Annotated in this window: 21 protein-coding genes; 12 read left to right on the plus strand and 9 right to left on the minus strand. The window is 69.4% G+C overall.

Translation table 11 applies throughout. The annotated features are described in order from the left end of the window. Positions 1-54 precede the first annotated feature (54 nt). The 3 genes from AUC44_RS09030 (at position 55) to AUC44_RS09040 (ending at position 2,399) form a co-directional block, all read left to right on the plus strand. Positions 55-1,131, plus strand: a complete 1,077-nt coding sequence (locus tag AUC44_RS09030; RefSeq protein ID WP_082689011.1) for a ribonucleotide-diphosphate reductase subunit beta — start codon at positions 55-57, stop codon at positions 1,129-1,131. 48 nt (positions 1,132-1,179) lie between these two features. Further along, the gene (locus tag AUC44_RS09035; RefSeq protein ID WP_062158326.1) at positions 1,180-1,446 is read left to right on the plus strand and encodes a hypothetical protein; all 267 of its coding nucleotides are present in this window, start codon (positions 1,180-1,182) and stop codon (positions 1,444-1,446) included. A 68-nt stretch (positions 1,447-1,514) separates the two neighbouring features. Beyond that, the gene (locus AUC44_RS09040) at positions 1,515-2,399 is read left to right on the plus strand and encodes a hypothetical protein (protein ID WP_062158327.1); all 885 of its coding nucleotides are present in this window, start codon (positions 1,515-1,517) and stop codon (positions 2,397-2,399) included. A 37-nt stretch (positions 2,400-2,436) separates the two neighbouring features. Here the strand turns inward: AUC44_RS09040 and AUC44_RS16825 are convergent. Both AUC44_RS16825 and AUC44_RS09050 read right to left on the minus strand, forming a co-directional pair. Next, a protein-coding gene (locus tag AUC44_RS16825; protein ID WP_197408525.1) for an IS630 family transposase occupies positions 2,437-3,445 on the minus strand; the annotation gives its coding sequence in 2 pieces (ribosomal slippage) (positions 2,437-2,976 and positions 2,978-3,445; 1,008 coding nt in all). Between the two features lie 96 nt (positions 3,446-3,541). Beyond that, positions 3,542-4,141, minus strand: a complete 600-nt coding sequence (locus AUC44_RS09050) for an HAD family hydrolase (protein WP_062158329.1) — start codon at positions 4,139-4,141, stop codon at positions 3,542-3,544. A 99-nt stretch (positions 4,142-4,240) separates the two neighbouring features. Between AUC44_RS09050 and AUC44_RS09055 the strand changes: the two genes are divergently transcribed. Continuing rightward, positions 4,241-4,987 (plus strand): alpha/beta hydrolase family protein, encoded by a 747-nt coding sequence (locus AUC44_RS09055; RefSeq protein WP_082689012.1) that lies wholly within the window; start codon positions 4,241-4,243, stop codon positions 4,985-4,987. Between the two features lie 51 nt (positions 4,988-5,038). Here AUC44_RS09055 and polA read toward each other — a convergent pair whose 3' ends face one another. Next, complete coding sequence (polA, locus tag AUC44_RS09060; RefSeq protein WP_062158330.1) at positions 5,039-7,819, minus strand: DNA polymerase I; 2,781 nt, start codon at positions 7,817-7,819, stop codon at positions 5,039-5,041. 122 nt (positions 7,820-7,941) lie between these two features. Further along, on the minus strand, positions 7,942-8,079 hold the full coding sequence (locus tag AUC44_RS16490; protein WP_157445258.1) for a hypothetical protein: 138 nt from the start codon (positions 8,077-8,079) through the stop codon (positions 7,942-7,944). A 349-nt stretch (positions 8,080-8,428) separates the two neighbouring features. Between AUC44_RS16490 and pyrF the strand changes: the two genes are divergently transcribed. Next, positions 8,429-9,229 carry an orotidine-5'-phosphate decarboxylase gene (gene pyrF / locus AUC44_RS09065; RefSeq protein ID WP_062158331.1) on the plus strand — a complete coding sequence of 267 codons (801 nt, stop codon included), beginning with the start codon at positions 8,429-8,431 and terminating at the stop codon, positions 9,227-9,229. Between the two features lie 65 nt (positions 9,230-9,294). Here pyrF and AUC44_RS09070 read toward each other — a convergent pair whose 3' ends face one another. Next, positions 9,295-10,500 (minus strand): cysteine desulfurase-like protein, encoded by a 1,206-nt coding sequence (locus tag AUC44_RS09070; RefSeq protein ID WP_062158332.1) that lies wholly within the window; start codon positions 10,498-10,500, stop codon positions 9,295-9,297. A gap of 227 nt (positions 10,501-10,727) precedes the next feature. Here AUC44_RS09070 and AUC44_RS09075 point away from each other — a divergent pair, with 227 nt between their 5' ends. The 5 genes from AUC44_RS09075 to AUC44_RS09095 all read left to right on the plus strand — a co-directional run bounded on the left by AUC44_RS09075 (position 10,728) and on the right by AUC44_RS09095 (position 17,175). After that, positions 10,728-11,000, plus strand: a complete 273-nt coding sequence (locus tag AUC44_RS09075; protein WP_062158333.1) for a hypothetical protein — start codon at positions 10,728-10,730, stop codon at positions 10,998-11,000. Next, a complete protein-coding gene (locus AUC44_RS09080; protein ID WP_231724399.1) occupies positions 11,001-13,127 on the plus strand; it encodes a transglycosylase domain-containing protein in 2,127 nt (708 codons plus the stop codon). Positions 13,128-13,175: 48 nt separating this feature from the next. Then, complete coding sequence (locus AUC44_RS09085; protein WP_231724400.1) at positions 13,176-13,862, plus strand: VWA domain-containing protein; 687 nt, start codon at positions 13,176-13,178, stop codon at positions 13,860-13,862. Continuing rightward, entirely contained in the window at positions 13,859-15,409 is a 1,551-nt protein-coding gene (locus AUC44_RS09090; RefSeq protein ID WP_231724401.1) for a hypothetical protein, read from the plus strand. Before AUC44_RS09085 ends, AUC44_RS09090 begins: the two co-directional genes overlap by 4 nt. A gap of 101 nt (positions 15,410-15,510) precedes the next feature. After that, on the plus strand, positions 15,511-17,175 hold the full coding sequence (locus tag AUC44_RS09095) for a VOC family protein (RefSeq protein WP_062158335.1): 1,665 nt from the start codon (positions 15,511-15,513) through the stop codon (positions 17,173-17,175). A gap of 63 nt (positions 17,176-17,238) precedes the next feature. Here AUC44_RS09095 and AUC44_RS09100 read toward each other — a convergent pair whose 3' ends face one another. The 4 genes from AUC44_RS09100 to AUC44_RS09115 form a co-directional block, all read right to left on the minus strand. Then, entirely contained in the window at positions 17,239-17,931 is a 693-nt protein-coding gene (locus AUC44_RS09100; protein ID WP_062158336.1) for a DUF2259 domain-containing protein, read from the minus strand. Between the two features lie 41 nt (positions 17,932-17,972). After that, positions 17,973-19,343 carry a sugar ABC transporter permease gene (locus AUC44_RS09105; protein ID WP_062158337.1) on the minus strand — a complete coding sequence of 457 codons (1,371 nt, stop codon included), beginning with the start codon at positions 19,341-19,343 and terminating at the stop codon, positions 17,973-17,975. Beyond that, the gene (locus AUC44_RS09110) at positions 19,340-20,737 is read right to left on the minus strand and encodes an ABC transporter permease subunit (protein ID WP_062158338.1); all 1,398 of its coding nucleotides are present in this window, start codon (positions 20,735-20,737) and stop codon (positions 19,340-19,342) included. The genes AUC44_RS09105 and AUC44_RS09110 overlap by 4 nt, the downstream gene beginning before the upstream one ends. Before the next feature lie 284 nt (positions 20,738-21,021). Continuing rightward, positions 21,022-22,203, minus strand: a complete 1,182-nt coding sequence (locus AUC44_RS09115; protein WP_062158339.1) for a sugar ABC transporter substrate-binding protein — start codon at positions 22,201-22,203, stop codon at positions 21,022-21,024. 551 nt (positions 22,204-22,754) lie between these two features. On the opposite strand from AUC44_RS09115, the gene AUC44_RS09120 reads away from it, so the two are divergent. Then, positions 22,755-23,996 carry an MFS transporter gene (locus AUC44_RS09120; protein WP_062158340.1) on the plus strand — a complete coding sequence of 414 codons (1,242 nt, stop codon included), beginning with the start codon at positions 22,755-22,757 and terminating at the stop codon, positions 23,994-23,996. An 87-nt stretch (positions 23,997-24,083) separates the two neighbouring features. After that, complete coding sequence (locus AUC44_RS09125) at positions 24,084-25,385, plus strand: RsmB/NOP family class I SAM-dependent RNA methyltransferase (RefSeq protein WP_082689013.1); 1,302 nt, start codon at positions 24,084-24,086, stop codon at positions 25,383-25,385. Positions 25,386-25,401 lie beyond the last annotated feature (16 nt).

Consider the following 25,401-nt stretch of genomic DNA (forward strand, 5'->3'; position numbering starts at 1 on the left):
AAGTCGCCACCGGATAGACCCCCTCTCCCCTCTCCAACCCCTGTGAGACCTGATATGACCCGAGCCCCCTTTACCGCCACGAACTGGAGCGACCCGGAAGACAGCTTCTCGGTCACGTTCTACGAGAAGTACACGTCCCAGCTGTGGTTCCCCGACGAGATTCCGCTGACGAACGACGCGATTCACTGGAAGAGCCTGACCGAGCAGGAACGCTGGACGTACATGCACGCCTCGGCGGGCCTGAATGCGCTGGACACGCTCCAGGGCGAGGTGGGCATGCCGGGCCTGCGCGGCCTCGTGTACGGCCACATCCGCAAGGCGACCCTGCAATTCCAGGGGATGATGGAGGACATTCACGCGCGCAGCTACAGCCTGATGAACAAGACGTTCCTGACGACCACCGAGGAACGCGCCGTGTTCGCGTGGGTGGAGGCGCAGCCGCAGCTTCAGTTCAAGATTCAGTTCATCGAGGACGTGTTCCGCGACCCGGACACCAGCGACTTCGGCCTGTGGCGGAAGATGGTCGTGTCGTGCATGCTGGAAACCGCGCTGTTCTACAGCGGCTTCTACTACCCGCTGCTGCTGGCCGGGCAGGGCCGCATGGTGGCGGCCGGGGAGATCTTCAACCTGATCATCCTCGACGAGGCGGTGCACGGCGTGTACGTGGCGCTGCTGGCGCAGGAGAAGTTCGCCGCGCTGACCGATGACGAGCAGGCGCAGGCGCTCGAGTGGTACGAGCAGAGCCTCAACACGCTGTACCGCAACGAACTGGCGTACACCGAGGTGCTGTACGGCGGCGTGAACCTCGCCCACGACGTCGCCACGTTCATCCGCTTCAATTTCAACGTGCTGGCCGACAACCTCGGCCTCAAACGCCGCTTCCCCGACGAGGACGTGAATCCCGTCGTGCTGAACGGCATCCGCTCACGCGGCACCACCCACGACTTCTTCAGCGCCAAGGGCAGCAGCTACGCCAAACTCCGCGTCGAGGCCCTCACCGACGACGACTTCAGCGAACTCTGGCCCGCTCAGGCGGATTCCGTCTGTTCCGTTGACCACCCGGCACAGCACCGGGCGGCCAACTCCACGCCCGGAACCCTTACCGCTCCTACTCGCATCCGCTCGGATTGAACTGGTTTTACAAACCAGTCAATCGGAGTCATTTTGAGGAGATCGCCCATGACTGACCCAAGACCCTTCGTGCTGTTCACGCAGGACCAGTGCCCACAGTGCGAGACCCTCAAGCGCATGCTGACCCTCCCCCTGCGCGGCGCGTTCGACGACCAGATCGAAGTGCTGCACCGCCAGCAGAACCCCGACGCATTCACCGCCCTGGCCGACGCGCACGCCCTGGCCCGCACCCCGGCCCTGCTGCACCGCCCCAGCGGAAAGCTGCTGCTCGACACCGGCAGCCTCGGCGCGGTCAAGGCGTTCCTGACGCAGTAGGAATATGACCCCAGGCACGCCTGTCACAGCGTTTTTCAGCTGAATTCGGCTTACAGTAGACTGACCGGGTGAATCTCCGCGCGACTGTTCTTGGACTGTTCCTCTTCACATCTGCCGCATCTGCCGAGCTGTGCTTCCCGCAGTACGTCCCGCAGGAAGAGAATGCGTGGAGCGTGTTCACCAGCATGACGCTCCCCAGCAACACCATCGAGAAGTTCTTCGATGACAATGGCAAGCTTGAACGCTGGACAGAAACCACGTTCGACGGCCGGACATTGACGCGCAACATCTACGTCGTGGATGCCTTCGCCAGCAGGACGACCGTCACCGCACAGGTCAACCAGGGCGTCTTTCAGCGGGCCCGGAAATGGTTCGTGCCGGGAGACGACATCGACCTGCCGTCCTCACGCGAAGACCGGGTCAAGACACTCGGGCAGGTCAACCTCAACGCGGGCCGCTTCGGGCCAACTGACATCACGCTGAACTATGACGGGACCGGTCGCCCCCTTTACCTGAAAATGAACGTTCCAGAGCTCTACAACGCCAAGGACATCGAGATTGCCTGCCAATACCCCAGCCCACAACAGGTGATCATGACCGAGACGCTCTACGGCCAGACCATAACCACCACCGCCGAACTGAACGAACGCGGTCAACTCAGTAGACTGACCAGGAAAGGCGGATCGACAGGCTCCGTCACCGTTTTCGGCGCGCCAGACGCCCAGCGTCGCATCGTGTACACCACGGCCCGGCTGGACGGCTTCGTGACGGAGAACGGCACGCTCCTTCTGGACGAGCAGGGCCGAGTCGTGAATGAGACCTCCACCGCCACCCAGTTTGGAAAGGAAACGAGCGTCACAACCTGGGAATACAATGCTCAGGGACAATGGACCGCCAAAACCCTGACGATTGCGGGGCGCACCTACCGCACGACGCGCACCATCCAGAACTAGGGACGGTCTTCCCGCAAGGCGGCTGCTCCTATCCGACCTATTGATAACGGCATAAGTTCGAGTCCATCAAATGTTGAGGCAGGTCGATGTACCGAACCCGCTGCCAGGCCTTCACCAGCTTCGCTTTCAGCATGCCCACTGAGCGGGCACAGAAGTTCCCCAGCACATTCCGCTTCACGTACGCCCACACCAGCTCGATCGGATTCAACTCTGGAGCGTAAGGCGGCAAAAACACCAGCGACAGGCGTTCGTGGAGATCCACGAACGCCTGAGTTGCCTTCGCTCGGTGAATGCCCGCGTTGTCCAGCACCACCACGATCTCCCCCTGCGCATGGCGCAACAGATGCTGGAAGAACCGGATGACGTCCCCACTCCGGATCGCCCCAGGCTTCGTGTGCTGGAAGAATCGACCGTCCGAGGTGATCGCCCCGATGGTCGAGAGTTTTTCCCAGTTGGCCGGGAGTGTGACCAGGGGCGTGACGCCCCTGGTCGACCACGTTCGTCTTCGCACGCCTTTCAGCGAGAAGCCAACCTCATCCAGGTACACCAGGGTTGCGCCCTGCGCGACCTTTTTTTCCCAACTCCGGAGCCACCTGTTCTTTCCAGGACGCGATCCGGAGTTCATTACGTTCTGCTGCCCGTCCATCCGGCATCTGGGGCGTGAACCCCAGCTGACGAAGAATTCTCCGGACGTGATCGGGGTGGTACCACACGTCGAAGTGCCGCCCGATCAGGTCTGCGACTCGTCTGGTGCTCCAGGTCGGATCAGGGAAGCCGTGGTGCAGCGCACCCTCCCGCAGGAGGGTGCGGACCTGTTCGAGCTGGGCGGCGGTGAGTCGGGATGGGCGTCCTGTCGTCACCGTTGCCTGGAGACTGCCGGTGCGCTTCAGGCGTTTCTTCCAGTTACTGACGGTGTGGACGGACACGCCAAAGTGATCGGCAATCGCCTGCTGTGAATGCTGGCCCCCTTGAAGCCAGGGGGTCGCCGCCAGTCGGCGTTCCTCCAGCTGCGCCCGGGAGTACTTGGATGGATGCCATTCAGCCACACCTCCAGCATACCAGCTCGTATTTACGTCGCTATCAATAGTTCACCCGAGCACCACGCTATCCAAGCGGCTGACAAGAACCGCCACACCCTTCTCTCATTCCACACCCAGCGCCGCCAGTTCCTCGCGGAGCTGCGCGGCGTTCTCGTAGCGGATGGCGTGCATGCCGACCCGGCGGGCGGCTTCGGTGTTCTGGGCTCGGTCGTCGATCATGACGGCCTCGTGCGGGGCGACGGCGGCCAGGGTGAGGGCGGCGCGGTAGATGGCGGGGTTGGGTTTCATGAGTTCCAGCGTGGAGGACGTGAAGAACGCCAGCAGGAAGTCGCTGAGGCCGAAGGTGCGGATGCGGTGGTCGTTCAGGTCGCGGCCCTCGTTGTTCAGGGCGTACAGGCGGTGGCGCGTGGCGAGGTCGCGGGCGAGGGCCAGGGCGCCCTCGTGCGGGGTGCTCTGCGCCTCCATCGCGGCGCGGAACTCGCCCGGCGTGAAGGTCTGCGGGTGGCAGAACACGGTCTGCTCCAGGTACTCGTCCAGGGTCATGCGGCCCAGTTCCAGTTCGGGCACGGCCAGCTTGTGGCGTTCACCAAAGTCCGTGGCGTCCAGCCCGAACTGCGCGGCGACGACGGCACGCTGCTCGCGGTCCCAGCCGTTGCTGAGCAGGACCCCGCCGATGTCGAAGAAGAGGGCGCGGATGGTCATGCCCGCAGGGTACGCCCGTGACAGACCGGGGCCGCCTGATCGCCAAGGAAGGGTGAGGTGCCGCGCCCCCGCCGTCCTCCCGATGAGGGAGGATGGAGCATGCGTTCCGTCATGGTGCCTGGCCTGACCCTCCCGCCCCTGGCCGGGGCGGAGCGGCTGGAGGTGAGCGGGCACGGGGTCCGGCTCGGTGGGTACGTGTGGCCGCAACCTCAGGCCGCGCCGCTGTTCGTGCTGCTGCACGGGTACGGGCAGGACGCCGCCGCGATGGTCCGGCCGGCTGAGGCCTTGCAGGCGCGGGGCGCGGCGGTCGTGAGCCTCTCGATGCGCGGCTGGCGCGGTTCCGGGGGGTGCGACGACTACGGGCGCAGTCATCCGGCTGATCTCCGGGCAGCCCTGGGAGACGTCCGGGCGCGTGTGCCCGCCTCGTCGGTGGTGCTGCTGGGCTTCTCGATGGGTGGCCTGATGGCCCTGCTGGCCGCTCGGCAGGGCGTGGGCGTCCCGCTGGATGGGGTGGTGGCCGTCAGCGCGCCCACCGACCTGCGGCGCGTGTATGAGACGACCGGGTACCGGGGGCTGCGCCGCTACTACGACGCGGTGCTCACGCCGGAGCAGTGGGTCAGCTGTTCTCCGGCGCGTTTCACGCGGGGCTGGCGCGTACCGACGCTGAATGTGGTGGGCCTGCGCGATACCATCTGCCCGCCGTGGGAGGGGCAGAGCTTCGCGGCCGCCGTGCGTGGGGGGCTGGTGGAAGTGCCGGATATGGGCCACGAGCCCGGGCCGGACCACTGGCCGGTGATCGTGGAGGCGGCCCTGGCCCGGTTTGCTCCGGCCCTGGCGCAGCGCTGACCTTGCGTCCGGCGGGGCAGCCGGCACCTCACAGGCGGCCAGCGCACGCCCTTACTTCGTGTCGTACCAGTTCGGCCCGACGCCGACCTCAACGGCGAGGGGCACCGTGAGGCTGGCCGCTCCTTCCATGATGCGGCGCACGGTCTCGCTGATCTCCTCGGCCCGGTCCTCCGGGGCTTCGAGGAGCAGTTCGTCGTGCACCTGCAACAGGAGGCGGGCGCCGGTGCCCTGGAGTTCGCGTTCCAGGGTGATCATGGCGAGTTTGATGATGTCGGCGGCGGTGCCCTGGATGGGCATGTTGTACGCGAGGCGTTCCCCGGCCTCGCGCAGGGTGCGGTTGGTGGCGACGAGTTCCGGGACGTAGCGGCGGCGGCCGTAGAGGGTCTCGACGTAGCCGTGCTGGCGGCCGAATTCCAGGGTGCGGTCGATGTACGCGCGGATGCCGGGGTACGTGGCGAAGTACGTCTCGATGAAGCCGGCGGCGTCCGCGTAGGGAATGCCGAGGTCGTTACTCAGACGGTGGGCGCTCATGCCGTACAGCACGCCGAAATTCACGGTCTTGGCGGCGCGGCGCTGATCGGGGGTGATGGTGCCCTCGTTCAGGCCGAGGACCTGCGCGGCGGTGCGGCGGTGGATGTCCGCGCCGTCCTGGAAGGCCTGCTGCATGAGGGGATCGTCGGCGATGTGCGCTAGGAGCCGCAGTTCGATCTGCGAGTAGTCGGCGCTGATCAGGCAGTAGCCGGGGTCGGCGATGAAGCCCTTGCGGATCTCGCGGCCGGTCTCGCTGCGGATGGGGATGTTCTGGAGGTTGGGGTTGAGGCTGCTCAGGCGCCCGGTGGCGACGGCGGCCTGCGCGAAGGTGGTGTGCAGGCGGCCCGTGCGGGGGTTGACGAGGTTCGGGAGGGGGTCGAGGTACGTGCCGCGTAGTTTTTCCAGTTCGCGGTACTCGAGCAGGGCGGGGATGATGGGGTGCTCGTCGCGCAGGGGTTCGAGGGCGGCGACGGCGGTGCTGCGCTTGCCGGTCAGTTTGGTCTTCTTGCCGCTGGCGAGGCCGAGTTCGTCGTACAGCACGGCTTCGAGCTGGTCGCGGCTGCGGATCTGGAATTCCCGTCCGGCCAGCGAGTGGATCTGGGTTTCCAGGGTGCTCAGGCGGGCACCCGTGGCGGCGGACAGGCCGCGCAGGTACTCGCTGTCCAGGCGCACGCCGCGCACTTCCATGCGGGCCAGGACGGCGGACAGGGGTTTTTCCATGTCGTCGTAGAGGGTGCGGCGGGCGTCGTCCAGCAGGGGCGGCAGCAGGTCGAGGAGTTGCGCGGTGATCGCGGCGCGGCCGGCGGCGTCATCGGGCCAGGGGACGTTCAGGTACCGCCCGGTCACGGCGCTCATGGTGGTGTTGGCGGGGTCGAGCAGGTACGCCATCAGCAGGGGGTCGTCGCCGGGTTCGACGCTGGTGCCGCGCACGCTGAGGTGCGTGGCGAGGGCCTTGGCGGCGGCGGCGGTGACGGTGCGCTGCGCGACGAACTGTGCGTCGTCCACCGTGGCGGGGAACTGCTCACGGAGTTTCGCGGCGGCCTTCTCCTGCTCCCTGCGGGCCTTCTCGGCGGCCTTCTGCTGGGTCTTGGTCAGGGGCGCGGCGGGTTCGTCGGGGGGGTCGAACAGGCCGCCGGGCTGGGCGTACACCTCGGCCTTGCGCCACTCGGCGGGTTCGGTGGTGGGCGCGGTGCGGACGGTGCCGGTCGTGCCGTCGAGTTCGAGGGTGGCGGCGTCCACGAGGGCGGCGGTCAGGTCGTCCTCGCGGGACAGGCGGTAGCCCCAGATGACGCCCTGCGCGGGGGTACGCCACGCGGCCTCCTGAATGGTCAGGGCCGGGACGGCGGGCACGGCGGATGCTTCTGGGGCGTCGTGCGGCGCGTCGCGGTGGGTGCTGTCGTTCACAACGTCGGGGACGCTCAGGACACTCTCGATGCCGTCCAGGGCTGCCACGTCCCGCTTGACGGAGTGCAGGTCCAGCTCGGTCAGCAGTTCGTGCAGGCGGTCCGGGTTGCCCGGCAGGCGGCCCGCGCCGAGCTGCACGTCCAGCGGCAGGTCCGTGACCATGCAGGACAGCCGGTGGCTGAACTCCACGGCCTCCTCGGAATCGAGGAGTTTCTGGCGCGTCCCGTCGGGTTTCAGGGTGCCGGCCTTCGCGGCGGCGTAGATGCCCTCCAGCGTGCCGTACTCCTGAAGCAGCTTGGCGGCGGTCTTCGGGCCGATGCCCTTGGCGCCGGGGATGTTGTCGCTGGCGTCGCCGGTCAGCGCGCGGTAGTCCACCCACTGCCCGACGGTCACGCCGTACTTTTCGAGCACCTCGGCCGGGCCGATCAGGCGGAAGTCGTTCGTGATGACGCGCACGTGGTCGTCGAGCAGCTGGTACGCGTCGCGGTCGCTCGTCACGATCCGCACCTGCATGCCGGTGCCCTCGGCCTTGCGGGTGAGGCTGGCGATCACGTCGTCCGCCTCGTAACCGGGTTCTTCCAGGCGGGGGAAGCCGATGGCGTCCACGATCTCACGGATGCGGTTGATCTGGCCGGGCAGGTCGGCGGGCGTCTCGGCGCGGCCGGACTTGTACCCGTCGAACTGCTCGTGCCGGAAGGTCTTCACGGGCGGGTCGAACACCACGATGACCTGATTGCTGCGCTGCCGGGCGAGGCGCAGCGTGAGGCGCAGGAACCCCAGGATGGCGTTGGTGGCCTCGCCCTGCTTGTTCGTGAGGGGCGGCAGGGCGAAGTACGAGCGGAACGCCAGGGCGTGGCCGTCGATCAGCACCAGGGTGTCGGGGGCGGCGGCAGTCATACCCGCCATTCTACTGGGAGCGTAATACCTTCCGGCCGCGCCCCGCAAGGGAACGCCGCTGCGGCGGTGAGGCACCGGCAGCGGCCTGTGGATGGATGGACTCTTGAATGTGCGGGTGGGGATCAGTCCCCGGCCTGAAGCCCCCGGAAGGGCCGCTCCTCCTGCTCGCGCAGCACGGCGCGGTCCTCATGCGTCATGGCGACGAAGGCCACGAGCATGATCAAGAGGGTCAGGGCCGCCATGATCAGGAGGAGATTCATAGGAGCAGTCTGCGCTCCTCTCCCCCGGCCTCCATGACGCGCGCCTCAAGCCCCCTGAAGCTGCCCTTGAGGGGAAATCGATCTATGAATACCGGCTTTAAGGTCGGCGCCCAGCCCCGCAGGCCGGCGGAGTTGGCACGCAGGAAAAAGCCCCGCAGCTGGCGGGGCGGCCCGTCCCGACTTCACCCGGTCGGGTCTGAATTGTGGGTAGCTCAAGCGTAGGGGCGCCGCGTGAGTCCGGCATGCGCGGCTGGTGGGGACGCGTTGATCTGTGAAGGCAGCGTGTGGCTGCGGCCACCCGGACAGGCCCCCACCGGGCGCGGGGGCGGGCGTGTTACCCTCGGGCCCGATGACGTTTGCGCAGGCCGTGACCGACCGCACCCGAGCCCTCCAGACCCGCCTGTGCGTGGGCCTGGACCCCCGCCTGGACGCCTACCGGGACGCGGCGCATCTGCGCGAGCACACCCTGGACGTGCTGGAGGCCGTGGCTCCCTACGCCGCGTGCGTGAAACCGCAGCTGGCCTTCTACGAGGCGCTGGGCCTGGGCGGCCTGCGCGTCCTGGAGGAGGTCTGCGCGGCGGCCCGCACGCTGGGCCTGCCGGTCCTGCTGGATGCCAAGCGCGGTGACATCGGCAGCACCGCGCAGGCGTACGCGCAGGGCTGGCTCACCGGGCGGCACGCGGGCGCGGCCCTCACCGTGAACCCGTTCCTGGGGTTCGAGACCCTCACGCCGTTCGTGGATACGGCCCGCGCGAACGGCGGCGCGGTGTTCGTGCTCGTGAAGACCAGCAACCCCGGGCAGGCCGACCTGCAAGGGGGCGGGATCAGCGAGCGCGTGGCGGACGAGATCACGCGCCTGAACGCCCAGGAAGACGCGGAGTACGCCAGCGTCGGCGCGGTCGTGGGGGCCACGCACCCCGGCGATCTGGCCGCCTTCCGCGCCCGGATGCCGCGCGCGCTGCTGCTCCTGCCGGGCCTGGGCGCGCAGGGCGCGACCGCCGCGCAACTCGCCCCGGCCTTCGATCCGGGCGGCACCGGCGCGCTCGCCAGCGCCAGCCGGGGCGTGCAGTACGCCAGCGGGCTCGACATTCGCGCCAGCGTGGACGCCGCGCGGGACTTCCGCAACGAACTGAACAGCGTGCTCAGTTGATAGGAGAAGGGTGATGGTTGATGGAGAACCCCCTCTATCAACCATCACCCTTCATCTGTCTCCTTTTACCCGAGCGCCGCGAGCATCCGTTCGATGTCGTCCAGCGTCGTGTAGTGCGCGATGCTGGCCCGCACGACGCCCTGCGGGTACAGGCCCAGGTCCTTGAGGGGCTGCACGGCGTAGAAGTGCCCGGCGGCCACGTCCACCCCGGCGGCGGTGAGGCGCAGCGCGGTCTGCTCGGGACTCTCCCCGGCCACGCGGAACGCGACGGTGCCCACGCGACCCTGGGTGCCCTGCGGGCCGTACACGGTCACGAGGTCGTGCGCGAGCAGGCCCCCCACCAGCCGGGCCATGACCGGCGCCTCAAGTTCGTGAATGCGCTGGGAGGCGGCCTCCAGCGCCGCGCGGGTCAGTTCCGCGTGTCCGCCCAGCTCACGCAGGTAGTCCAGGGTGCCCAGCCACCCGGCGAGTAGCTCGAACTGCGGCGTGCCGTGCTCGATGCCCGTGATGTCGCCCTGCGACACGAACTCCAGTTTCGGCCAGGGCAGCGTGGCGCGCAGCTCCGGACGCAGCCACATGGCCCCCAGGTGCGGCGCCCAGACCTTGTACGGGCTGAACGTCACGAAGTCCGCGCCCCAGGCCTGCACGTCCGGGAACGCGTGCGGCGCGGCGTGTACGGCGTCCACGATGCTCCACGCGCCCGCCGCGCGCACCTGCGCCGTGATGGCGGGAATGTCGGGCGTCACGCCCAGCGCGTTGCTGGCCGCCGTGACCGCCACCAGCCGCGTCCGGGGGGACAGCAGCGCCGCCAGATCGTCGGGGTGCAGCGTCATGTCCGGCTGGCGGGCGTGCCAGACCTTCACGGTCACGCCCCGCCGCTCCAGTTCCCGCCAGGGGCTGGCGTTGCTCTCGTGCTCCAGCCCGCTCAGGATCACCTCGTCCCCCTCACCCCACAGGCGGGCGAACGCCGCCGCGAGCCGGAAGGTCAGGGCCGTGGCGCTCTGGGCCAGCGCCACGTCTTCGGGATGCGCGTTCATGAACAGCGCGGTCGCCTCGCGCGCCCGGTACTTCAGGGCCAGGATCTCCGCCCCGGGCCGGTGCCCCGGCATGGCGTTCGTGGCGCCGTAGCGCGTCAGGTGCTCCGTGACCGCCTGGATGGCGCGGGTGGGAATCAGGCCCCCGGCGGCATTGTCGAGGTACGCGCGGCCCGACTGGAGTTGCGGAAACTGGGCACGCAGGTCAGCCTGCGTCAGGACGGCAGCAGTGGTCATGCGCCGAGTGTAGGCGCACGCGGCTCACGGAGTTCCGGGTGGCTGGACAACCGCCGGTCGGTTCGCTCGCCGCCGCCGGCCCGCCCTCCTGCACGCGCCCGCCCCTTTCCGCTCCTCACAAATCATGGGATCGACCAGATCTAGCAGTTCATCCTGCCGGCTTTCACGCCCGTTTGATCGTTCTTTGGTGGGATGCACGCCTCATGGGTCTCGCCTATCCTGCTGGAATGAGTTTCGTGCGTAAGCCCCGGCCGTACTCGTCGGGTCTGCCGTCCGCGCCGGTGTCCGCTCCGCGTGCGCCGCGCGTGCCGAAGGAGAAGGCCCCGCGTCCGGCCCGTCCGCGCAGGCCGCGTTCGTCGTGGGCGGGCGCGGTGACGGCCCTGGCGGGCCTGGGGGCGCTGCTGGTGCTGGTCGTGGGCCTGTCGGGCCTGTGGAACGCCGTGGCGCGCGACTGGCAGTTCCGGTCGGCGGCGGCGGGCGTGCTGGACGTGGTGCGCTGAGTGACGCGGCAGTTTAAAAAGTCGGTGCTGGGCTGGTGGAACCGCTGGCCGCGCACGCCGTTCGTGCGGCGGCCCGAGCCGTGGACGTTGCGGCGGGCGCTGCGGGCGGCGGGCGCGGGTGTGGGTCTGCTGACGCTGGGCATGCTGGGGCTGGGCATGGCGGGCGCGCTGAGTACCGGGGCGCTGGGGCGGGTGTGGAACCTGCGCTCGGAACTGCTGCCCATCGAGGTGCAGGACCGGCGGGGCGCGCCGCTGGGGGTGATCGATCACTGCCGCGAGGGGAACGCGGTGAACGCGGTGCCGTGCCGGGAGTCGCTGAGCGTGCCGCTGACGGGCGTCAGTGAGGCGTTCCTGCTGGCGTACGTGGCGAAGGAGGACGTGCGCTTCTTCTCGCATCCTGGGGTGGATCTGGGACGCCTGCCGCGCGCCATGCTCAGTGGCGCGGGTGGCAGCACGATCACCATGCAGCTGCTGAAGAACAGCGTGCTGGCCGGCCATTTCGATTACGACACGGACCGCCGTGGACCGCTGCTGACGGTGACGCGCAAGGCCACGGAGTTCGTGCTGGCGCCGCTGGTGACGTGGCGCTACGGTCGGCGTGAGGTGCTGGCCATGAGCGTGAACAGCCTTCCGTGGATCGGGATCGGGCAGCGTAAGGGCGTGTACGACGCGTCCAGAGCGGTGTTCGGGGTGGAACCGGCGGACCTGACCCTGGCGCAGAGTGCGTTCCTGGTGGGGCTGCTGCCCGCGCCGGGGCGATATCTGGTGCAGGAGGACACGCCGCCGGAGACGGCCACGGCGCGCTTCCGCTGGATGCGCGCGCAGCAGCTGGTGACGCTGAACATCCTGCGCTCGCACGGGCTGATCTCGGACGGGGCGTACGCGCAGGCGGCCGCCACGCCGGTGCAGCCGAGGTTGTGGCGGGTGGAGTACGCGGGGTCGGGTGCGGACCTGCGGGTGGTGGCGGCGGCCCGCAATCCGGAGTACGCGAACGAACCGGAACCTGTGTGGGCCATGCAGGAGCTCGTGCGACGCGAGCTGCGGCGGGCGGGCGTGGATCCCAAGCGGGTGGGGCGCGTGGTGCTGACCATTGACGCGCAGGCGCAGGCTGCCCTGACGCAGCGGGTGCAGGGCGAGGGCGCGACCGGCCCGCGCGCCGCCGGGGTGGCCGAGGGCGCGGCGGTCGTGGACGTGCGCGGCGGCGGGATCGTGGCGCTGGCGAGCAGCACGGGCGGGAGCCTCAGCAGTGATCCGGGGCGGCAGTGGGCGGCGTCGGCGCTGCGGCCGGTGGCGAGTACCGTGAAGCCTCTGCTGTACTCCCTGGCGTTCGGGGACGGCGTGACGCAGCTGACGGCCTTCCGCGACGGCGCGACGGGGTACGCCGGGCAGGCCATCCGGAACAACTCGGGTGAGTTCCTGAACCGCGCGGTGACGGTGCGCGAGGCGAACGCCCGCAGTCTGAACACCGTGGCGGTGCAGGTGGGTACGCCCCGCGAGAAGGCGCTGCGGCGCACGCTGGACGCGCTGGGGTACCGCGCGGACGCGGGGAACACGTCGAGCGTGTCGCTGGGCACGTACCGCGCCGCGCCGCTGGACGTGGCCGCTGCGTACGCGTCGTTCGCGAACGGCGGGACGCGCTGCGAGCCGCACCTGCTGGCCGAGGTGTACGACCGCGCCGGGCGGCCCCTGTCCCTGCCGCGCCCGGACTGCGCGCCGCTGTGGGACGAGGTGGTCGCCTACGAGACCTTCGACCTGCTGACCGGCGCGGTGACGTCGAACGCGGGGCACGTGAAGTTCCTGCGCCCCACCGTCTGGCAGCGGCTGTCCGGCAAGGGCATGCCGCTGGGCGCGAAGTCCGGCACGACCGACGACGTGAACGACACGTGGTGCGCCGCCGTGACGCCGCAGTACGCGATGGCCGTGTGGATCGGCGACCCGGACGGGCGGCAGAGCGTACCCGTGAACCTCTACCGCGATCAGGCGGCCTGCCGTGAGGTTGGGCTGCTGCGCGACCTGCCGCACGAACGCACGAGCGTCCCGGTGCCGCCGGGCATCACGACCGTGGGTGGGGTGGCGGTGCCGCTGCCGGGCCTGAACCCCCGCAACCCCGCGCCGCCCGCACCCTGAGCCCCCTCTTCCCCCTTCCAGACTCCCGAGGTGACCATGCCCTTCCCAATGATTGTTCCCGCCCTCCTGTCCACGCTGCTGCCCGCGCCGATGAGCGCCTCGACCCTGCTGGGGCTGTCCACGCCGCCGCTGCACCTGACGGTCGCGGTGGACATGACCGGCAGCAGCAAGAACCCGGCGTTCAAGTACGCGGATCAGGCGCGGCTGCTCTCGCAGAGCGTCCTGCTAAACCAGCTGCGCTCCGGAGACACCTTGACGCTGCTGCGCATCTGCGACGGCGTGCAGACCGTCGCGGACTTCAAATTTCAGTCGAAGAACGGCGCGCGGCTGGGCAAGGCCGACATCCTGCGCTACACGGCGGCCCTCACGAAGCCCTGCACCGGGAAGGGCAGCGCCATCACGGCGGGCGTGCAGCAGGCCGTGAAGCGGGGCGCGCAGACGAAAGGTGTGGGGGACGTGACGGTGCTGTTCACGGACGGCGCGCTGCTGGACGACCCGAAGCGCGCGTCGCTGGGCGCGGCGGTGAAGGGCTTCCTGGGCGCGAAGGACACCCGGCTGCTGTTCGTCGCGGGCCTGAGCCCCGAGGCGGGCGCGGGGGGCGTGTCCGTCCGGGACTCGTTCGTGAAGGCGCTGGGCGGCAGTTCCGCCGACAAGCGGGTGCTGCTGGCGGGCGCGTACGACCTGTCGAACGTGTACCCGACGTTCGCGGCGCAGGTGAAGGCGGCCAGGCGATGAGCGAGCGTACGCCGGACAGCCCGGCGGACACCGAAGTGCGCCCCCTGTCGCGCGTGACCCTCAGTGGGCCGGACCTGAGCACCGTGAACCTCGAGTTCGAGGACGGCGCGCGCGAGCGGCGTGCGGACACGCAGCAGGTGATCGTGCCGCCCTTCCCCGAGGAGCCGCCCGTCGAGGCGGAGGTGGCACCCGTCACGTCCCCTGCCGAAGAGCCGTTCGATCCGGCGCTCTACGAGGCCGCGCTGCCCGTCCCCGATCCGCTGGCGGCCGAGGCGTTCATGCCGGTGCTGACCCCAGCGCACTTCGGTGAGCTGCTGGGGGACCTGAGCGGCGAACTGCAACTCGTGCGGGACGAGGCGGCCCGGGCGGCGCTGACGTCGCGCTCGCGGCTGCTGCGGCTGAACGTGGAGCAGTACCGCGTGAACTTCGAGCTGGCCCGCACGACCCTGAACCGCGTGCTGGCCGAGACGGGCGTGGGTGTGCGCACGTCCTGGGCGCGGCAGCAGGAGCACCTGAACTTCATGAACGCGGCGAGCAGCGGCGTGGAGCGCGCCTACGAGCAGGCGACCGAGGCGATCGAGCAGGCCCGCGCGGCGCGCTTCGAGGCGCTGGCGCAGGCGGGCGTGCGCCCCGACACGGTGACCGCCGAGGACTTCTACACGCAGCAGGCGCTGGCCCAGCTGGCGGCCGAGGGTCACGCGGTGCGGCCGCCCGAGCAGAAGAGCGGCAGCAAGCGGGTGTTCAATGCCTTCGCGGTATTCAGCAAGTTCTTCGTGGGGCTGATCAGCGGCGTGAGCATCAATCTGCTGTTCAACCCGGAGTCCCGGCTGTACCTGACGCTGATCGCGCTGACGGCGGGCGTGATGTTCAGCGTGCTGCTGCTGTGGCTGGTGGACGAACTGTCGTACCGCGCGAAGCTGGCCGCCAGTACGCCCGGCATGAGCCGCCCCGCGAACTACGTGCTGGGCATCGTGGCGGTGACGCTGCTGTACCTGGGGGTGGAGGGGTTCCTGAACTGGGACGGCATCCTGCGGACCACGCAGGAGATCGCCGCGAACGCTGCGCAGCAGGGCCAGCTGACGGACCTGAGCGCCGCGCCGGACGGGCCGACCACGCCGGAGCACTGGTCGCTGCTGGTGTTTACGCTGGCGCTGGTGGGGATGGCGGCGGGTGCGGCGCTCATCCAGGGCCGCGAGCGGGCGCGTGGGGTGCTGGAGCGGGAGCGGCTCACGGCGCGCGTCTCGGCGCTAAAGGCGGGTGGCACGTGGCACGAGGTGGCCCGCGCGACCGATCTGGTCACGTACCTGGAGGCGGCGCGCGACCGGCTGGCCCCGCCGCGTGACGTGACGAGTCCGGACCACGCGCGGTTGAACGAGCGGGTGCTGAGCCACTGGGAATCCGAGCGGGACGGTCAGGTGCAGGCAGTGACGGGCGCGCTGGTGCGTGAGGCGCGGGCGCTGCACGAGACGCTGGAGGAGTTCGCGGCGCAGGTGCAGGCAGCGCGCTTCCCGCAGCGCCGGGCCGGGTGGCGGGGCCTGCTCGGCTGAACGGCAGTGGGCAACAGGGAGAGGTTGGGGGCGAATCCCACCTCTCCCATTTTTGTGATCATAGTCTCAATTAATAGTTTAATGTTAAGTAATATGGAGGCATGACGACCTTCTCACCCGCTCCCGGCACCAGCCCCGTCCAGGGTCTGCACCACGTCACCGTCATGGCCAGCGACCCGCAGCGCAACCTCGACTTCTACACCCAGGTGCTGGGCCAGCGGCTGGTGAAGGTCACCGTGAACTTCGACGACCCTGGCACGTACCACTTCTACTACGGCGACCACACCGGGCAGCCCGGCACGATCATGACCCACTTCCCCTGGCCCGGCGCCAAGCGCGGCGAGCGGGGCAACGGTGAAGTCGTCGCCACCGCATACAGCGCCCCCGCCGACTCGCTGGGCTACTGGCAGGAGCGGCTGGCCGCGCACGCGCTGACCGTCACCGGGGGCACCCGCTTCGGGCAGCCGGTCCTGACCTTCGAGGACCCGGACGGCACCTGGGTGGAACTGGTGTTCGAGGACGGGCAGGCCGTGCAGCCCTGGCCCGCCTCCCCGGTGGACGCCACGCACGAACTGCGGGGCTTCCACTCGGTGACCGCCTGGGTGCGCGACACCGACGCCGTGCGGCAGCTGCTGGTGGGACAGCTGGGCTTCACCGAGGTCGGCAGCGAATCCGATACCGAAGGGGTGCGCACCCGCTTCCAGGGCAGTGGCGACGGCGTGGGCCTGTTCGTGGACGCCGTGGAACGGCCCGGCAAACCGCGCGGGCACTTCGGGGCGGGCAGCATTCACCACGTGGCGCTGCGCACCCGCGACGACGCCGAGCAGGAGGCGTACATGGCCAGCCTGACCGGCGCCGGGTACCGCCCCACGCCCGTGCAGGACCGCCAGTACTTCCACTCGATCTACTTCCGTGAACCGAACGGCGTGCTGTTCGAGATCGCCACCGACGCGCCCGGCTTCCCCGACGACGAGCCCGTGGCGGAACTGGGCAGGCACCTCAAGCTCCCCGCGTGGTTCGAGGGTCAGCGGGCGCAGATCGAGGCCCACGTGCCGCGCATCGTCAGCCGCGAGTACGGCGTGATCATCGGCCAGCGCGACCTCGGCGCCACAGCACCAGCAACCGAGGCGACCCCCGAGGACGAGGGCACGGGCGTGCAGGTCTTCACCGCGGGCCGCCCGCTGGACGACGCGCGCGTGGCGATGGTCCTGCTGCACGGGCGGGGCGGCACGGCGCGCGACATCCTCTCGCTGGAACGCGACTTCAACCTGAGCGCCTTCACGTACCTCGCCCCGCAGGCCGAGGGGAACACCTGGTATCCCCTGTCGTTCCTGGCGCCGGTCGAGCAGAACCAGCCGCATCTGGACCGCGCGCTGGGCACCGTGGACGCCGTGATGAGCGAACTGGCCGCGCGCGGCATCCCCGAGGGGCGGGTCGTGCTGGGCGGCTTCAGCCAGGGCGCGTGCCTCGCGCTGGAGTACGCCAGCCGCACCGAACGTAAGCCCGGCGCGGTGGTCGCCTTCAGCGGCGGCCTGATCACCCTGGACCAGGGCAGCGCCTTCCCCGGCACGCCCGTCTTCATGGGCGTCGACCCGCGCGACGGGCACATTCCCCTCGCCCGCTTCGAGGAGACGGCCGCGCAACTCCGCGCCCGCGGCGCGCGCGTGGATGCCCGCGTCATCCCAGGCCTGGGCCACACCATCAACGCGGACGAACTGAACGCCGCGCGCTCGGTCATGCAGGAGATCGCCGGCGCGTTGAGTTGATGGTTAATAGTTGACGGTTGATGGAGGACAGCTCTTCTCCATCAACCATCATCGTTCAACTGTCTACCGCAGCAATGCGGCGACGAACACCAGTAACGCGTCCGGGCCCTCGAAGCCGGGGGTCAGGGCGCGCAGGGTGAAGAGGGCGCGGTTGCCCTGGACGTCCACCCGCTCCAGCGTGTAGCGGGTGGCGCAGGCGCGCGCGGCGGGCAGGGTGCGGTCACGCCAGACCTCCTGGCCGTTCACGGTCAGCCGGACTCCGGCAGGGACCTCACCCGGGGGCAGCATCTCCGGGTACGGGCACCGGGCCGCGAGGCGCAGCACCTCCAGCCGGACAGGTACGGTGCGGGTCCAGAGGCGCACGGGGGTCACCTCGACCTGCCCGGCACGCACGCCGTCCGGCCAGCGGGGGTAGGGCACCGGGTACACCCGCTGGTACCGGGGCACCGACAGGGGGCGCGCGGTGAACGGAGCGACCATGCTCCGCGTGGCGGCCGTGTTCAGCAGGGCGTTCAGGACGCGGCGTGGGGTCGCGTCGTCCGTGCGAGTGGCCGCGTACCGGATGCGGCCACTGCGGGTGTCCAGCACGGTCACCTGCGCCGTGCCGAAACCGCTCCCATCCCGCTCGCCGCTGACGACGGTCATCACCTGCGCGCCGTCCGCGCTGAAGCGCACCTGGGTGACGGGCAGGCGTTCGTTCGCCCCGGCCAGACTGGTCAGGCTGAACGCCAGCAGAAGCGGGAGGAGTCGGCGCATAGGTGCACCGTACTCCTCCCGCGCCCGCGGCGTGAAGGGGGTTATTCCTTGACGCCCCCGGCGACGGCGCCGCCGACGAAGAAGTTCTGGAACCCGTAGAACAGGCCCACGATCGGCAGGGCGCCCAGCGTGGCAGCGGCCGCGAACACGCCCCACTTGGTGCTGAACTGGCCGCTGGTGAACGAGCGCAGCATCACGCCGACCGTCCAGTGCTCCACGCCGGTCATCAGGATGCTGGCCAGGATGAACTCGGCGTACGTGCCGATGAACTGATTCAGGAAGATGAACACGAGCATGCCGCGCGACAGGGGCAGCACGACGCGCGTGAAGGTCTGCCAGCGGGTCGCGCCGTCCACCATCGCCGCTTCCTCCAGCGACTCGGGGAGGCTCTCGACGTACCCCTTGAAGATCCAGGTGTTGAAGGCGATCGCGCCGCCCGAGTACGCCAGGATCAGCCCGGCGAAGGTGTTCCCCAGGCCCAGGTCGGTCAGGAGTTTGAACACCGCAACGAGCGCCAGGAACACCGGGAACATCTGGATGAAGATGAAGAACAGCAGCATCTGGAAGCGGCCTGGGAAGCGCAGGCGCGCCATGGCGTACCCGGCAGTGGTGGACAGCAGGATCGCCAGCACGCCGGTCAGGCCGGACACGAGCAGGGTGTTGCGCACGGAGAGCAGGAACTTGCTCTCGTTGCTGCCGCCCGTGAACTGCGCCGGGCCCATGAAGATCACGAGCACGGCCAGTGCGGCGACCAGCACGCGCAGACCCCAGGCGCGCACGTTCGCCAGCGCGTCGGTGTCACGCCCGACCTTGCTGACGATCAGGGAGATCAGGACGGCGGCCAGCGCGGCCCCGCCGATCACGGCGAGCAGCAGCTGCCACGCGGGGATGGTGACGCCCTCGAACAGCTTGGCGAAGTTCTCCAGGTTCAGCTGCTTCAGGTCGGGCAGCAGGCCGGTCTTGTAGAAGATGTTCGGGTTCCCGAAGTCCGGGAAGGCGAACAGGCTGTTGCGCGGGTCGAACGCGGCGATCAGCACGTAGAACAGCGGGTAGATGGCGATCAGCACGACCAGGATCAGGAACAGGTGGGTCAGCTGGTCGCCCAGCACGGCGGCGTAGCTGATGCGGCGGCCCGTGCGGGCCATACCGATCCGCTGCCCCAGCAGGCTGGTCAGGGCCAGCACGCCGCTGGCGGCCAGCAGGAACAGCAGGAAGCGCACCCAGCCCCGGTCGACGTAGTAGATCGAGAAGCTCTTCTGCTTGTCTTTCAGGCTGTCGACCAGCGCGGCGCCCAGCCAGCCGATCAATGCCAGGACGACGACCCCGATGATCCAGGGCAGCGCCTTGCGCAGGGCGGAGGGTTCGCGGTGGACATACCCGCCGGGTGGGAGGTTGTTGGGGGCGGTGGTCATTTGCGGGCCTCCTCGAACACGCCGGCGGCCTTGAAGTTCACGATGCTGATCGCCAGGGTCAGGAAGAAGATGATCAGCGCGATGGCGCTGGCCAGCGCGAAGTTCTGCCCGCCGGCCGACACGAACGCCGTGTTGTACCCCCACGAAAGCAGGATGTCGGTGCTCTGCGCGGTGCTCTCGCGGCCTTCCTGGGCGGGACCGCCGGCCGTGAGCAGATAGATGATCCCGAAGTTGTTGAAGTTGAACGCGAAGCCCGACAGCAGGATCGGCGTGAACGAGTTACGCAGCAGCGGCAGGGTGATGCCGGTGATCTGCTGCCAGCGGCTGGCGCCGTCGATCTCGGCGGCCTCGTACAGGTCGTCGTTGATGGTGCTCAGGGCGCTGATGGTGGCGGTCATCATGTACGGGAAGCCCAGCCACAGGTTCACCATCAGGATGCTGATCTTGGCCCACAGCGGATCGTTCAGCCAGGGAATCGCCACGATGCCCAGCAGCCCCAGGCTCTTGTTCACGATGCCGAACTGCTGGTTGAACAGCGCGACCCACATCTGCACGCTGATCACGGTGGGGATCGCCCAGGGCAGGAACAGCAGCGTGCGGTACACGTTGCGGCCCTTGAGGCGCTTGTTGTACAGCAGGATGCCCAGGATCAGGCCCGCGACCGAGTTCAGGACGATGGTGCTGAACGCGAAGATGACCGTCCACAGGAACACGGGCCACAGGGCGCGGCTGGCCTTCCCGAAGATCTCCTGAAAGTTCGCGAGGCCCACGTAGCTGATCTTGTTGATGCGGGTGGCCTGCGCGACCTGCACGCTCTCGGGGGTGGGCGCGGCCAGCGTGAAGGCGTTCCCCTGCGCGGAGGCGACCTTCACGCGGTACGGGACGCTGGCGTCCTCGTCGTACAGCACCAGGGTCGCCCCGGCGCAGTTGGCGGCGGCGCAGTTCAGGTATTCCTGCGCGCTGCCGCTCAGGCCGCCCAGGGTGACGGTGCGGCGGTCGCTGCTCAGGGTGGCGTCCTGCCGGGCGGCGCTGTCCGGGTTGCCGCTGTTCTGCCCGCTGTAGTTCGTGAAGGCGTAGTTCACGGTCAGCACGACCGGCAGCACCGTGAACGCCAGGATGAACACCAGCGCGGGCAGCAGGTAGAACCAGTTCGTGATCCACGGGAAGGCGCGGTGGGTCAGCGGCGCCAGGACCAACAGGGATACCACGGTGAACACCAGTAGCAGGTAGGCGGGGGCGCCGGGCACGACCTGCGCGGCCAGGGTGGACAGCAGCCAGCCGATCAGGACGGACGCGCCCATCAGGGCGGCCAGGATCAGCAGGGCCAGCAGGATGCCGCGTGAGCCCTGGGGGGGCACGGTCGCGCGGGAGCGGGGTGGGGACAGGGTGGTCATCTCGTGGGGGCCTCCAGGCGGACGTGGGTCGGGTGCAGGTGCGCCGGGCACGTCCGGGGTGAAATCAGTTCGCAGTAAGGTAACGCCGCTGCCACGGGGGCAGCGAGGGTGCTCATCAAGACATCTGACGGGGCGCGGCTCCAGCGGCGGCCCGGCGGCCGGGAACGCCACGACAGTCAGGACGCGGGTGGACGATACGCCTTGTCCGGCGCACCGTCCCTCCGCGTCCTGAGTGGCCCGGGTGGAGCGAGGTTGTGGTCATGCTCGCCCCACCTCCAGGCGGGTTACTTGATGTTGCTGTTGATTTCCTGGACGGCCTTGTCGAGGATCTGGCCGTAGTTCTGGCCGGACTTCTGGACGCTCTGCGCGATGGCGTTGCTCCAGGGGCCCCACACGGCGCCCATCTGGGGCACGTTGGGCATGGGGGTGCCCATGCTGATGGTCTTGCCGAAGCCCTGCACGACCGGGTCGGCCTTGAGCTTGGTGCGGGCGCTGAGGCTGGCGGGGATGCGGCCGCCGGCCTTGTTGAACGCGACCTGGGCGTCGGAGGAGCTGATCTGCTTGGCGAACTGCGCGGCGGCCACCTTGTTCTTGCTGTAGGAGTTCAGCATGGTGCCCTGCACGCCCACGAAGGGGCTCCACTTGCCGGTGGCGCCGGGAGGGGTCGGGAAGGGGATGATGCCGTAGTTGATGTTGGCCTTCTTGATGTCGCCCATGTCCCAGGGACCGGTGAGGAACATGCCGAGGCGGCCCTGCACGAAGGCGCTCTTGGCGGCGTCGCCGTTGACGCCCTCGGGCACGAGGTTGTACTTGTAGCGCAGGTCGTTCAGGAACGCGCTGGCCTTGTCGGCGCCGGCGTTGGCGAGACCCACGTCCTTGACGTTCAGGGTGCCGCCGTTGTTCTTGAAGACGTAGCCGCCGTAGGCGCTGATGATGCCGTACTGCATGTAGGCGTTGCTCAGGTCAGCGAGGTAACCGAACTTGCCGCTGCCGGTGTTCTTCTGGGCGGCGGCCAGGAAGGCGCTCCAGGTGGTGGGGGCGGTGGGCACCAGGGCCTTGTTGTACACGACGGCGACCGCTTCGGCGAACATGGGGATGCCGAAGAGCTTGCCCTGGTAGGTCATGGCGTTCAGGGCGGTCTTGTCCAGGTCGGTGCGGCTGGTGACGTACTTGTCCATGGGCTCGATGACGCCCGCAGCGGCCAGCTGACCGAGGCGGTCGTGGGGCTGGGTGGTCAGCAGGTCGGGGCCCTGGCCCTTGGGGGCGCTCTGGATGAACTTGTCGGTCATCTCGCCGAAGGGCACGCTGACGATGTTCACGGTGTTGCCGGTCTTCGCCTTGAAGTCGGCGGCCTGCGAGCGCAGCCACGCCAGTTCGCTGTCACCGAAGTGCGTCCAGACGGTGATGGTGGCGGCGCTGGCCTGGCCGAGCAGCGCGAGAGACAGAATGGTCAGAGCTTTTTTCATAGGTCTCCTTACATGGCGCGACTGTGAATCGCTTCCATTTCGAGGGATCAACTTTGATTCCATCGGCCTTCCACGGCAGGGAGGCGCCCGGAGTCCGCGCGGCTGAGCGTCCGCAACGGGTGATTATTCTGGTTGCTCAACCGACAGTATAGAGGCAACCGGGCCTGCTGACAATGGGGTGACACCGACAATTTCACCGTCCCAGTCAGGGAGAAATCAGTTACGGCCCGGGGCGGATGACCCGGCACGGCATTCTGACGTTCCACTGAACAAAGTTAAAACTGGAAGCGGTTCACGGAATCCTAACCTTCTCACGAGGCCTTTGGATATCCCCTGGCACCGTGGAACGCGTGGAAGCCGGTTAGACAGACTCAGCCGGGCGAGCACACTGGAGGCAGATGAGCACCGGACGCCGGTACGGCACTGATCCGAAGCGCCGGCCACGCCCTGTGCAGACATCAGGCCACATGGGCGCCGGTTCACGCACCACCGTCAGGACTTACCGTTCTGTCCTGACCGATCGGTCAGGGTGCGGGCGTATACTTCCGGGCATGTCGTCCGCCGCCCCCTCCCCCGCCCCGGCCACCACCGGGCGAACCAAGCTGATCCTGTTCCTGACCATCTTCATTGCCATGCTGGGCCTGAGCGTCCTGTTTCCGATCATCGCCCCGCTGGGCCGCCAGCTCGGCCTCACTGAGACGCAGACCGGCTGGTTCTCCACCGGCTACTCGCTGATGCAGTTCATCTTCTCGCCCATCTGGGGGGGCCGCAGCGAACGCGTGGGCCGTAAGCCCGTCCTGCTGATGGGCCTCGTGGGCTTCTCGATCAGCTTCGGGCTGTTCGGCGTGCTGGCCCAGGCGGGCCTGAATGGCGCCCTGGGCGGCACCCTGCTGTTCGTCCTGCTGGTCGCCTCGCGCGTGATCGGCGGGATGCTCTCCAGCGCCACGCTGCCCACCGCGCAGGCCATGATGGCCGACCTGAGCAGCGCCAAGGACCGCGCCGCCAGCCTGGGCCTGATCGGCGCAGCGTTCGGGTTGGGCGTCGTGTTCGGCCCGGCCATCGGCGCCGCCCTGAGCGGCATCAGCCTGACCGCGCCGGTGTTCTTCAGCGCCGCGCTGGGCCTGATCACCGCGCTCGTCGCGTGGCGCACCCTGCCCGAAACCCGCGTGAGCGGCGCCAAGGTCGCCGCGAAGGGCAGCCGCCGCGCGCTGCTCTCCCAGCCCACCGTGCTGCTGCTGCTGGCCGTCAGCGCCCTGTCCACCCTGGCGAGCGTGGGCATGGAGCAGACCATCGGCTTCTACGTGCAGGACACCCTGCGCCTGACGCCCGAGGGCGCGGCGCGCACCGTGGGCATCATGCTGACCCTGTTCGGCTTCGTGGCCGCGCTCGTGCAGGGCGGCGCGATCCGGCCCCTGGCCAAGAAACTCCCCACCACCCCGCTCGTCTCGGCGGGCCTGCTGATCATGGGCGTGGGCATGCTGCTCGTGCCCGCCGGCCAGGCGTTCTGGCCGATCACGCTGGCCCTGGCGGTCGTGGGCGTCGGCAGCGCCATCCTGAGCCCCAGCCTCAGCGCGGGCCTGAGCCTCTCGGCCGGCGAGGACCTCCAGGGCACCGTCGCGGGGCTGAACAGCAGCGCCCTGGCCCTGGGGCGCATGGCCGGCCCGCTCATCAGCACCGGGCTGTACCAGACGGTCAGCCACGCCGCGCCGTACATCCTGAGCGGCAGCGTCCTGCTGGCCCTGCTGGCCGTCATGCTGCTGATCCGTCCGAAGGTGCAGCCCGCCGCCGCCTGACCGGCCCACCCTGCGGCCTCCCTCCCGGACCCGGGGTGGGGGCCGCGTGACTTGGACGTCCTGCCGGGCCGCGCGTACACTGCCCGGATGACCGACGCACGCCGCCCCCGCACCGCCCGCGACCGACCCAGATCCGACGCCGACCGGCCCGGCCCGTTCAACCCGGCCCGTGAGGTCGCCGTGCGGGTGCTGCTGCGCGTCATGGACGCCCACGCGTTCGCCGCACCCGCGCTGGACGCCGCCTTGCAGGAGGCCCGCCTGCCGGCCCGCGACGCAGGGCTGGCCACACACGTCGTGTACGGCGCGCTGCGGCACGCGCCCAGCCTGACCCGCGCGCTCGACGCCCGCCTGAGCGGCGACACGCACCCCAAGACCCGCGCGGTCCTGCTGGCCGGGGCGTTCGAGCGGCTGTTCCTGGGCACCCCGCCGCACGCGGTCGTCAGCGAGTACGTGAACCTCGCGCGCGGGGCGCGGCTGGCCCCCCCCGGACTGGTGAACGCCGTGCTGCGGCGCCTGGAGGCCCTGAGCCCCGAGGAGACCGTCCCGGACGAGATGCCCGCGTGGCTGGCAGACGTGTACCGCCGCGCGTACGGCGCGCAGGCGGACGCGGTACTCGCGGACCTGCTGGAGCCGCAGCCGCTGTGGCTGAGCCTCAGCGACGCGGGCGTCCGCGCGCTGGAGGACGAGGGCAGCGTGCTGGAAGGCACCGTGCAGGGCGTGGACCGCGTCGCGCTGGACCGCCCGCTGCGGCAGACCGCCGCGTTCCAGCAGGGGCAGGCGCAGCCCATCAACCCGGCCAGCCTCGCCTGCGTGGACGCGCTGGGTGACGTGCAGGGCGCGCGGGTGCTGGACCTAGCGGGCGGGGCGGGCGTGAAGGCCGCGATGCTCGCCACGCGCGGCGCGCAGGTCACGAGCGTGGACGTCGTGGCCCGCAAGCACGACCTCGCCCGCGCGAACCTGAAGCGCCTGGGCCTGACGGGGCAGTTCATCACGCACGACCTGACCCAGCCGCTGACCACCGAACCCGCGCCGGTCGTGCTGCTCGACGCGCCCTGCACCGGCAGCGGCACGCTGCGCAGCCACCCGGAGATCAAGCTGCGCCTCACGCCGGACGCCGTGCAGGAGATGGCCGAGCTTCAGGCGCGGATGCTGCCGAACGCCGCCGCGCTCGTGCAGCCCGGCGGGACCCTGGTGTACTCGGTGTGCTCGGTCACGCCGCAGGAAGGGCCGCAGGTCGTGCAGGCGTTCCTGGACGCCCACCCGGAGTTCACGCCGCAGGCCGTGCCGGACCTGGAGGTGCCGCACGTGCCCGCCGGGCCGGGCGTACTGACCGTGCCGGTGGACGGGGTGGACGGATTCTTCATCGCGCGCCTGAACCGGCAGGCCTGACCCGCCGCGGACCGGA

This window comes from Deinococcus actinosclerus, from assembly GCF_001507665.1.
Classification (GTDB): Bacteria; Deinococcota; Deinococci; order Deinococcales; family Deinococcaceae; genus Deinococcus; species Deinococcus actinosclerus.

Coding starts and splice junctions, on each gene's coding strand:
- AUC44_RS09035 (WP_062158326.1), top strand. CDS start 1,180: ATGACTGACCCAAGACCCTTCGTGCTGTTCACGCAGGACCAGTGCCCA.
- polA (WP_062158330.1), bottom strand. CDS start 7,819: ATGACTGCCGCCGCCCCCGACACCCTGGTGCTGATCGACGGCCACGCC.
- AUC44_RS09050 (WP_062158329.1), bottom strand. CDS start 4,141: ATGACCATCCGCGCCCTCTTCTTCGACATCGGCGGGGTCCTGCTCAGC.
- AUC44_RS16490 (WP_157445258.1), bottom strand. CDS start 8,079: ATGAATCTCCTCCTGATCATGGCGGCCCTGACCCTCTTGATCATGCTC.
- AUC44_RS09105 (WP_062158337.1), bottom strand. CDS start 19,343: ATGACCACCGCCCCCAACAACCTCCCACCCGGCGGGTATGTCCACCGC.
- AUC44_RS09030 (WP_082689011.1), top strand. CDS start 55: ATGACCCGAGCCCCCTTTACCGCCACGAACTGGAGCGACCCGGAAGAC.
- AUC44_RS09055 (WP_082689012.1), top strand. CDS start 4,241: ATGCGTTCCGTCATGGTGCCTGGCCTGACCCTCCCGCCCCTGGCCGGG.
- AUC44_RS09100 (WP_062158336.1), bottom strand. CDS start 17,931: ATGCGCCGACTCCTCCCGCTTCTGCTGGCGTTCAGCCTGACCAGTCTG.
- AUC44_RS09120 (WP_062158340.1), top strand. CDS start 22,755: ATGTCGTCCGCCGCCCCCTCCCCCGCCCCGGCCACCACCGGGCGAACC.
- AUC44_RS09095 (WP_062158335.1), top strand. CDS start 15,511: ATGACGACCTTCTCACCCGCTCCCGGCACCAGCCCCGTCCAGGGTCTG.
- AUC44_RS09090 (WP_231724401.1), top strand. CDS start 13,859: ATGAGCGAGCGTACGCCGGACAGCCCGGCGGACACCGAAGTGCGCCCC.
- AUC44_RS09125 (WP_082689013.1), top strand. CDS start 24,084: ATGACCGACGCACGCCGCCCCCGCACCGCCCGCGACCGACCCAGATCC.
- AUC44_RS09085 (WP_231724400.1), top strand. CDS start 13,176: ATGATTGTTCCCGCCCTCCTGTCCACGCTGCTGCCCGCGCCGATGAGC.
- AUC44_RS09115 (WP_062158339.1), bottom strand. CDS start 22,203: ATGAAAAAAGCTCTGACCATTCTGTCTCTCGCGCTGCTCGGCCAGGCC.
- AUC44_RS09070 (WP_062158332.1), bottom strand. CDS start 10,500: ATGACCACTGCTGCCGTCCTGACGCAGGCTGACCTGCGTGCCCAGTTT.
- AUC44_RS09110 (WP_062158338.1), bottom strand. CDS start 20,737: ATGACCACCCTGTCCCCACCCCGCTCCCGCGCGACCGTGCCCCCCCAG.
- AUC44_RS09075 (WP_062158333.1), top strand. CDS start 10,728: ATGAGTTTCGTGCGTAAGCCCCGGCCGTACTCGTCGGGTCTGCCGTCC.
- pyrF (WP_062158331.1), top strand. CDS start 8,429: ATGACGTTTGCGCAGGCCGTGACCGACCGCACCCGAGCCCTCCAGACC.